This is a genomic window from Streptomyces anatolicus (genome assembly GCF_019400875.1).
Taxonomy (GTDB): domain Bacteria; phylum Actinomycetota; class Actinomycetes; order Streptomycetales; family Streptomycetaceae; genus Streptomyces; species Streptomyces anatolicus.
In genome coordinates this window covers 1-2,535 of the sequence record NZ_WMBF01000692.1, presented here as the reverse complement: position 1 = coordinate 2,535, position 2,535 = coordinate 1, and the positions used below count along the sequence as shown (strand labels likewise).

General features: G+C 69.0%; 3 protein-coding genes. All 3 read left to right on the top strand.

Translation table 11 applies throughout. The features are described 5' to 3' along the window. Window positions 1–181 precede the first annotated feature (181 nt). Entirely contained in the window at window positions 182–928 is a 747-nt protein-coding gene (locus GKQ77_RS31435; RefSeq protein ID WP_219692516.1) for a Clp protease N-terminal domain-containing protein, read from the top strand. Window positions 929–1,066: 138 nt separating this feature from the next. Then, window positions 1,067–2,272 (top strand): radical SAM protein, encoded by a 1,206-nt coding sequence (locus tag GKQ77_RS31430; protein WP_308117838.1) that lies wholly within the window; start codon window positions 1,067–1,069, stop codon window positions 2,270–2,272. Window positions 2,273–2,278: 6 nt separating this feature from the next. Then, the coding region (locus tag GKQ77_RS31425) for a hypothetical protein (protein ID WP_372460038.1) at window positions 2,279–2,535 on the top strand (257 nt) is incomplete at its 3' end.

The following is a 2,535-nucleotide window of genomic DNA, read 5'->3' as shown; positions in this document are numbered from 1 at the left end:
CGACTGGACGAACTGGGGTGCGGTGAGCCGGTGGTTCCACTGTTCAACCCCCGCGGGCGGGGACCCGACCCAGGGTTTCCTCGGGTGGCCCGAAGCGCCGCCCGAGGCCTCGCCCAAGGTACCGAACGCCCGCGTCAACCAAGAGTTGACAGTCGCCGAACTGTCAACCTACGGTTGTCACATGACGCACTCAGACGCAGCCGCGGACCGCACCACGCCCGCGCCGACCGTCCGCCTCGACGACCTCATCGACGCCATCAAGAAGGTCCACACGGACGCCCTCGACCAGCTCTCCGACGCGGTCATCGCCGCCGACCACCTCGGCGATGTCGCCGACCACCTCATCGGCCACTTCGTGGACCAGGCCCGCCGCTCGGGCGCCTCCTGGACCGACATCGGCAAGAGCATGGGCGTCACCCGGCAGGCCGCCCAGAAGCGGTTCGTGCCGAAGAAGCCGGACGAGCCCAACGACCTCGACCCCAGCCAGGGCTTCTCCCGCTTCACGCCACGCGCCAGGAACGTCGTGATGGCCGCGCACAACGAGGCCAAGGGCGCCCACCACGACGAGGTCCGCACCGAGCACCTGCTCCTGGGCCTGCTCAGCGAGCCGGACGGCCTCGCCGCCAAGGCGATCACCGCGCAGGGCGTCGCCCTGGAGGACGTCCGCCGGGCCGCCCTGGACGCGCTGCCCGCGACGGCCGCCGAGGTGCCCGAGCTGGTGCCGTACGACGCGGGGGCCCGCAAGGTGCTCGAACTGACCTTCCGCGAGGCGCTGCGCCTCGGCCACCACCACGTCGGGACCGAGCACATCCTGCTGGCCCTGATCGAGGCCGAGGACGGCCGGGGCCCGCTCACCGGCCTCGGCCTGGGCAGGGAGGACCTCACGGCCTCGATCGCCGAACTCCTGACGGCCGCGACCTCCGCCTAGCCGGAGCGTCCGCACCGCCAACTGCCGAGTTGTCCAGACCAGTTGACAGCCAACGGCGGGGCTCCCTAATGTCGCAGGCACCGTCTCGAACAGCGGGCTCGAACAGCGTAAACGCACATCGATCTGCGTGGGGGGTTCGTGAACAGCACACCCGGTTCCGGCGACATCAATGTGGCAGCCCCCCAGAATCGCGAAGGACTGCCGATCGTCAGTCTCGATCAGGCGCACTCACCCCAGAAGGTCCTCGCCCACGGCGAGCTGCTGCGGCGGTTCGTCGCGGGCCAGGAGATCAAACCGGTCCACATGCGGATCGGCATCATGGGCGCCTGCAACATGCGGTGCAACTTCTGCAACTTCCACTCCCCCAACGAAGAGCAGTTCTACGACCTGTTCTCGTTCAAGGACTCGATCGCCACCGACAAGGCGGTCACCCTGCTGCGCGAGTTCGCCGAGAACGACGGCCGGGCCGTGACGTTCTGCGGCAGCGGCGAGTGCACCATCCACCCGGGCTACACCGAGATCTGCCGGGCCGGGCACGCGGCGGGGCTGCGGATCGGGCTGATCACCAACGGCTCGCGGCTCGGCCGCCCGAAGGTCGCCTCCTGCGTCGCCGAGACCCACACCTGGGTCCGCATCGGCCTGAACGCGGGCACGGAAGCGACGTTCAACGACATCACCCGGGACCGGGAGCAGACGTTCTCGCAGTTCATCGGCTCGGTCGGCCGACTCAGGGAGAGCGCGGTCGACCCCGACTTCCGCATCGGCTTCAACTACGTGATCACCCTGCAGAACTACCGGGAGATTCTGGAGGCGGCCCACATCGCCCTGGAATCCGGTGCGCATTACGTGCGCTTCGAGCCGGAGTTCTACAGCGCCCTCGGCCACGAGACCATCGAATCCGTGATGCCGGAGATCGCCGAGTCCCTCACCAGGGCGGCCGCGCTCTCCACCGACGCCTTCGAGGTCTCGGTGCCCAAGCTGGACCGCGGCCCGATGGACCAGGTCGAGGAGGTCGAGGGCGACTTCGAGCACTGCCACTACAGCCGTTTCGTCACGGCGGTGGGCGCCGACGGTAACCTCTATCCGTGCCCTCAGGTGCACCTCAACAGCCGCTACCTCATCGGCAATGTCCTCGAACAGGGTTACGCGGAAGTGCTCGAAGGCGGCCCCCGCGCCGAATGGGAGGCCTCCAACCCGCGCAGGACCGACCTGTGCAAGTCGTGTTTCTACCGCCCCCAGAACGAACTCCTCGAACTCCTCAAACGCGGCCAGATCAAACTGGACGAGGCACTGGACGCGTACGCACTGGAAGTGCCCAGCACCCTGCACGGCGATTTCGTCTGACGCGCCATGCAGATCCGCCACCTCCACCGGCTCCTCGCCGCCGAGCCGGCCCTGCGGCACACGGCCTTCGACGGCACAGGAGACCGCGTCGCCCGCGTCCGTCACCTGCGTGCCGTGGTCGAGCGTCTGGCCCGCGTAGAGCGGGCGCCCCTGGCCGTCACGGATGCCCGCACCTCCGTGCGCGACGGCCTGCACCGCGAGCACATGACGCTCGACTCGCCCGTACGCGGCTCCTTCCACGGCACCCTGCTCGCCCCGCCCGC